Annotated in this window: 7 protein-coding genes; 4 read left to right on the top strand and 3 right to left on the bottom strand. The window is 57.2% G+C overall.

The features are described 5' to 3' along the window. Nucleotides 1–76: 76 nt before the first annotated feature. The 3 genes from NW819_RS11915 to NW819_RS11905 all read left to right on the top strand — a co-directional run bounded on the left by NW819_RS11915 (nt 77) and on the right by NW819_RS11905 (nt 1916). The gene (locus tag NW819_RS11915; RefSeq protein ID WP_414413873.1) at nt 77–283 is read left to right on the top strand and encodes a hypothetical protein; all 207 of its coding nucleotides are present in this window, start codon (nt 77–79) and stop codon (nt 281–283) included. A 173-nt stretch (nt 284–456) separates the two neighbouring features. Beyond that, on the top strand, nt 457–1323 hold the full coding sequence (gene thiD, locus NW819_RS11910; protein WP_414413872.1) for a bifunctional hydroxymethylpyrimidine kinase/phosphomethylpyrimidine kinase: 867 nt from the start codon (nt 457–459) through the stop codon (nt 1321–1323). A 26-nt stretch (nt 1324–1349) separates the two neighbouring features. Next, entirely contained in the window at nt 1350–1916 is a 567-nt protein-coding gene (locus NW819_RS11905) for a GDYXXLXY domain-containing protein (RefSeq protein ID WP_414413871.1), read from the top strand. Between the two features lie 226 nt (nt 1917–2142). Here the strand turns inward: NW819_RS11905 and NW819_RS11900 are convergent, their stop codons facing one another. From NW819_RS11900 to NW819_RS11890, 3 genes are all read right to left on the bottom strand, one after another. Then, nucleotides 2143–2838 carry an alpha/beta hydrolase gene (locus NW819_RS11900; RefSeq protein WP_414413870.1) on the bottom strand — a complete coding sequence of 232 codons (696 nt, stop codon included), beginning with the start codon at nt 2836–2838 and terminating at the stop codon, nt 2143–2145. A 39-nt stretch (nt 2839–2877) separates the two neighbouring features. Next, nucleotides 2878–3891: an oxygen-dependent coproporphyrinogen oxidase gene (hemF, locus tag NW819_RS11895; RefSeq protein WP_414349961.1), complete on the bottom strand. Its 1014-nt coding sequence runs from the start codon at nt 3889–3891 to the stop codon at nt 2878–2880. A 146-nt stretch (nt 3892–4037) separates the two neighbouring features. After that, nucleotides 4038–4280 carry a Ycf34 family protein gene (locus NW819_RS11890; RefSeq protein WP_011434378.1) on the bottom strand — a complete coding sequence of 81 codons (243 nt, stop codon included), beginning with the start codon at nt 4278–4280 and terminating at the stop codon, nt 4038–4040. Nucleotides 4281–4494: 214 nt separating this feature from the next. Here NW819_RS11890 and NW819_RS11885 point away from each other — a divergent pair, with 214 nt between their 5' ends. Then, nucleotides 4495–4791: a hypothetical protein gene (locus tag NW819_RS11885; RefSeq protein WP_011434379.1), complete on the top strand. Its 297-nt coding sequence runs from the start codon at nt 4495–4497 to the stop codon at nt 4789–4791. The last annotated feature ends 474 nt before the right edge of the window (nt 4792–5265 follow it).

Raw genomic sequence — 5265 nt, 5'->3', positions numbered from 1 at the left:
TATATTGTTGGATTCTTAGTGTTAGAAGTTATCGAAAGTAAGTCTGTTTCCTTGGCGAGATCAGTTCTCGACTCCTGTGAAGTTGCATTTGTTGCACCTATCTCTGCCGTTGAGCTCGCCTCTCTTTGCCCCGCAACTGGAGCAATCCCTCTGTCAGCAAGTTGACCGGGAGCTGGGCCAGCCGGCTCGGCTTCTGCGCTGGAGCTTGACGGCGGTGGAGGGGGATAGAGCCTGGGTTGAGGTGGTCGCCACCACTGATGAGGGCTACTCGGATTTAGACTAGGACAACTCACTCTTAGTCAGCTTCTTGACAGACGTCTGCAAGAGTTTTCCCAATACCCCAGTGGTCTCAGACCAATCGAGAACCAACAGTTTCATTGCTACGTTAAAGAGATGGTTCATATTGATTGATGGAAATGGCTATCGGTACCCTTGCCCATTTTTGTCGTTTGGCCAATGTCTGTCTCTGCATCTGAACCAACTCCGGCTCCACTGCTGGCCGAGCAGCACCCCCCTGTCGCCCTCACCATCGCTGGATCCGACAGTGGTGGGGGAGCAGGGATCCAAGCGGATTTGCGCACCTTTGCTTTCCAACGGGTACACGGTACCTCTGCCCTGACCTGCGTGACTGCCCAAAATACCCTTGGGGTGAGCCGGGTGGATGCGCTGCCCCCCGAAGCCGTGGCCGCCCAAATTGAGGCCGTGGTGCAGGACATCGGGGTGCAAGGGATCAAGACGGGCATGTTGCTGAATGCCGAGATCGTGCTGGAGGTAGCCCGTCAGGTGGAGCGCTGGGCGTTGCGGCCTCTGGTGGTGGATCCGGTGATGGTGTCCCGCACGGGAGCAAAGTTGCTGGCAGATGAAGCCATTCAGGCCATCCGCGAGCGGCTGATCCCCTTGGCCCAGGTGCTGACCCCCAATCGCTATGAGGCGCAAATTTTAACGGGGCTGCAGCTGCAGTCCCTGGCGGATATGCAAACGGCGGCTCAGCAGATTCGCACCCTGGGCTGTGGAGCGGTGTTGGTTAAAGGCGGAGGCATGCCGGGGGAACTGCAGGGGGTGGATGTGTGGTTCGATGGCGAGCGACTGGAAGTGCTGAAAACAGAGCGGGTCCCCACCCGCCACACCCACGGCACCGGCTGCACCCTCTCGGCGGCCATTGCGGCGCAGATGGCCTGGGGTAAGGATCCCTTTGCGGCCACGGTGGCGGCCAAAGCCTATGTAACAGAAGCGCTGCGACATCCTTTGGCCATCGGGTCAGGTCAGGGGCCAGTGGGGCACTTCTACCCGCTTCTGTCCGGGATTGGCAAACCTGTGCCATAAGAGAGAGGTCACTCTCTCTGGCTGCTATGGCTAGCCCGTCGAATCTTTCTCAGAAGGGATCCCTGCCCAAATGGCGGTTTTGGCTACCCCTACTGCTGCAGCTGGGTATCGTTCTGCTGATACCGGCTCGGCAAGCGCTGACTCTTGCTGTCGGAACCACGATCTACCTGCAAACGGCCCCTGTGGATCCCTATGACCTTTTGCGGGGCCGGTACGTGACCTTGGGCTACGTCGTCGCTCGACGCTCCACCCTAGAGCAACTGCCGGGTTGGTTACCTGATTTGGAGACGCCAGGGATCCTTTATCTGCGCTTAGCTCCCCCCGAAGGGGATCCCACTCAACCTTGGCGAGCAATCGGTGTCAGCCGGGAGATGCCCAAAGATTTGCAGCCTGAAGAGAAAGTGCTGCGAGGCTGGTTTGACGGGCAGCAGCTCAAGTTGGGAATCGAAGAATTTTTTATTCCCGAAGCAGCTGGAGATGCCTTGGAAGAAGATATTCGGCGTTACCCTGAAGCCACGCGGGCAGAAGTGAAAGTGGATCCCTGGGGCAAGGCAGCATTGGTCGGCCTCTGGGTAGGGGAGCATCGGTACTAAGTGCTCATTCTGCCCGGCTTTAACGCTTTAACAATTAATCACCATATTCTGACATCCGAACCCGAAGGAGAGCCGGAAAACTGAATGGGGCAGGGATCCCTATCACTTGCCCCTCGAAACCCTGAAGATGGCGAGAACCGGAGCTGTGCCATTGAGGAGCTTGCTAAGTGCTGCACAGCCTTGCTCAACACCTGAATTAGGGTCATCCCAATTGGGTCAAACTTCTTCAGGTTTTCACTTCCGAATCTCTCCTATCCAACAGGTTTTGCAACCACACCTGAATATCCCGCAGGCTCTCCGGGGAAACTTCATGGCCCATCTCGTACTCGCGATAGGTAAAGTTCAGTGGCAGCGGGGCAAAATAATCCCGGATCTGACGGCCAAAAGCAATCGGCAAAACAGCATCGGCAGTGCCATGAACTGCCAAGATGGCCAGGTGTTTCATCCGCTCCGGCTCCACCGCCTCGGCCAGGATCTCTGGAGATAGGCGCCCACTCATTGCCACCACCCCCGCCAGCTTCTCCGGCTGGGTCAGAGCCAAGTACAGGCTCATGATCGCCCCCTGGCTGAACCCCAGCAAATACACCTGGCTGGGATCCAAGGCAATATCCGGGATCCCACTGGGCAGCGTCTGTTCTAGAAAGCAGCTCAGGAGCTGGAGGCTATTGCGCGCTTGCTGGGGATCCCCCACCAGCCCTTCCGGTGTCCAGGCCATTTCAAACCAGGCAAACCCGCCTCCACTCCAAGGAATAGGGGCTCTCAAGCTGATCACCGCCAACCGAGGATCGAGATAGGGGGCCAACTGGAACAAATCCCCCTCGTGGCTGCCGATCCCGTGCAGCATTACCAACGCAGGCGCGGGTCCTAAGCCGCCCTGTCGGGGGGGCTGAACGCGGTAGGTGAGGGGGAAAGGAGAAAACACGCCACGGATCCTCAGAAGCAGAGACGGGGTATGGCCGGCCTACGCCCAATCCTGGGGCTGGCGGAGCACCTGGTAGAGCTTAGCTTCCCACGTGTCCGGCTGGGGCTCGTAGCCATATTCCCAGCGCACCAATGGCGGCAAAGACATCAAGATCGACTCGGTGCGGCCCTGGGTCTGGAGTCCAAAGATCGTGCCGCGGTCATAGACCAAGTTGAACTCCACGTAGCGCCCGCGACGATAGAGCTGGAATTGCCGTTCTCTCTCCCCCCATTCCATCCCCTGCCGCCGCTCCACAATCGGCACATAGGCCGGCAAGAAGGCGTCGCCACAGGTTTGCACCAACTGGAAAAGATGTTCCCAACTGCGGGATCCCACCCGCACCTGTAACGATGGTGGCTCAGAAGCCAGTTGTTCGGGATCCCCTTCCGCCTGGCCTTCAGGCCGATAGAGCAGCCCAGGGCGTTCATCCTGATAGTCGAAGAAAATGCCGCCAACGCCGCGCGCCTCGCCGCGATGAGGTAGGAAAAAGTAGCGATCGCACCAGATCTTGAAAACTGGGTAGTAGACGGGATCCAAGCGGTCACAGGCTGCCTTGAGGGTGCGGTGAAAATGGGCCGCATCCTCCTCAAACAGGTAATAGGGGGTGAGATCCATCCCGCCCCCAAACCACCAAACCGGCCCCGCCTCGAAATAGCGATAGTTCAGGTGTACCGTCGGCACATAGGGGTTGCGAGGATGCAACACCATAGAGGTGCCTGTGGCGTAGAAAGGATGCCCTGCCGCTTCTGGACGCTGTTTCAGAATCGAAGGGGGCAGATGGGATCCGAACACCTCGGAAAAATTGACTCCCCCCTGCTCAAACACGTCTCCCTGCTGAATGACCCGCGAGCGCCCGCCCCCTCCTCCAGGGCGTTCCCAACGGTCTTCCCGAAACTTGGCTTTTCCGTCTAGGGCCTCCAGACGGGCACAGATGTCATCTTGTAGGCGCTGCATGAATTGGCTCACCTGTTGACGGGCATCCACTGGCAGCGCTGTAGGGCTTGAGGCCAGCATCATAGTCTTCCAATCTCTCGAAACTCGACAAAAACCTCTCCAGCCCCCATCAAACCTCTCAGACTGGGAGAGCCGAACTGCCAAACTGAAGAGTTCTAACCTGGCCGGGCAAGAAACTCCCTGGAAATCCAGGCCGCTCTTGGATCTTACGTGGGAACCGCCTCATAGGGACGAAGTCGCGCCCATTTGTTCCGTTCCTCGCGAAAGCTCTGGCAGCCCACCACATCCCATTCCATCTCGGTGCCCCCATTGCGGATATTGACATTGATCTGGGGGCCCTGCGGCTCAAAATCCGGCGTCAGTGTGAGATGAGGTTGCTGATGCTGCGCTTCCACGGCATGGTAGGTGGTACAGCGATCCACGTAGTAGCAGTGAATACAAATACACATGGCTGCTGCCTGCAAGAAACGGTTCCCAATCTTGAGGGTAGCATCCTGCCTCCTTCCAGACGGCGGATCCCCTCTTTCTCAGCCGATTCTTGAGATATTTCTTAGCAAAGAGAGGCATCTCCTCGTCTCTCGTCTAAAATCTCGACATATTTCTCAGGATGGGGCTTGATCTGTCCTTAGGATCGAACCATCCAGGCTATCCAGAGGAACTGCCATGAACACCCACACCCGCTACCGCTTCACCTGCACCCTCTCCTTTGGAGATATCTACGGCCAGATCATCGTTTGGCTGATTGTCATCTTTGCCAGCTTGGCCGCTGCCCTCTCCCTGATGAATAGCCCCCTCTACGCTTTTCTCACCATTGCTCTGATTTTGGTGATTTCTCTGCCTTTCCTGCTCTTCGCCTTCGTGACCACCCTGCTCAATCACATCGAGTTTGCCGTTGTCCCTCCTGAGGAAGAGGAAAATCGCGCTGCTGCTGCCGCTAAGTCGCCCGTGGCCGTCAGTTAGAAACAACTGGCAGTCGGTTGGCGCTTGTCGGATGGATCCCTTGCCCCAAAGACACCTGTGCTGAGTTAAAAAAACCTTGGCTCTCTTGGTCTAGCGCTTGAGTTGGCCCCTGCAAGGCGAGCAAGCGGGTAGCCTTTTATTGGCATTTTACTGGCAATTGTTTTACCAAAGAATTGGGTCTAAAGCCCTGCCGTTCACGGCAGCTTTTGTGCTGTACTCTAGACCAGTAGTAGAGTAGTCAACCACTTAAAAAACTCGGTAGTCCGGCGACTACGCAAGCAACCTAAATAGGTTTTGCGGTTTTGCCCTTTCTCTTCAACGGTACTTAGGGCAGAAGGGAACTGCCCCGCTTGGGGAGATGGGCACCGCTGTCGTAAAGGGGCAACCCGATACGGCAAGTGCTGTCTTGGAACCAAGAGCCAGAATCCTCTGCCTTTGGGCAGGGGAGTATGGTGACATCCTCCCGGCGCTCGT

It is taken from the genome of Synechococcus sp. R8-2 (assembly GCF_047461715.1).
In the GTDB taxonomy this organism is placed as follows: Bacteria; Cyanobacteriota; Cyanobacteriia; order Thermostichales; family Thermostichaceae; genus Thermostichus.
Note: the sequence above shows the minus strand (reverse complement) of the source record. Positions and strands in the feature narration are given on the sequence as shown.

Bases quoted from the DNA above. Each gene is read 5' to 3' on its own strand.
- thiD (WP_414413872.1), top strand. From the start codon at position 457: ATGTCTGTCTCTGCATCTGAACCAACTCCGGCTCCACTGCTGGCCGAG.
- NW819_RS11905 (WP_414413871.1), top strand. From the start codon at position 1,350: ATGGCTAGCCCGTCGAATCTTTCTCAGAAGGGATCCCTGCCCAAATGG.
- hemF (WP_414349961.1), bottom strand. From the start codon at position 3,891: ATGCTGGCCTCAAGCCCTACAGCGCTGCCAGTGGATGCCCGTCAACAG.
- NW819_RS11890 (WP_011434378.1), bottom strand. From the start codon at position 4,280: ATGTGTATTTGTATTCACTGCTACTACGTGGATCGCTGTACCACCTAC.
- NW819_RS11885 (WP_011434379.1), top strand. From the start codon at position 4,495: ATGAACACCCACACCCGCTACCGCTTCACCTGCACCCTCTCCTTTGGA.